The 229-nt window shown below is 64.6% G+C and carries 1 pseudogene; it reads left to right on the top strand.

What is annotated here, in order from left to right:
* Positions 1-229, top strand: a pseudogene (locus SB772_RS46360) (ABC transporter ATP-binding protein); the annotation flags it as partial.

Consider the following 229-nt stretch of genomic DNA (forward strand, 5'->3'; position numbering starts at 1 on the left):
ATGCTCGCGGGTCTCGAAACGCAGACCTCGGGCGAAGTGCGCGTGAACGGCAAGGCCGTGCGCGGACCGGGCGCCGATCGCGGCATGGTGTTTCAGGGCTACACGCTGTTTCCGTGGCTGACCGGGAAGAAGAACGTGATGTTCGGACTCCGTATGAATGGTCAGGGCGCGGCGCAGGCGGAGCGCGAAGCGTTGCAATGGCTCGATCTCGTGGGGCTGGAGAAGTTCG

It is taken from the genome of Paraburkholderia sp. SIMBA_030 (genome assembly GCF_046535245.1).
In the GTDB taxonomy this organism is placed as follows: Bacteria; Pseudomonadota; Gammaproteobacteria; order Burkholderiales; family Burkholderiaceae; genus Paraburkholderia.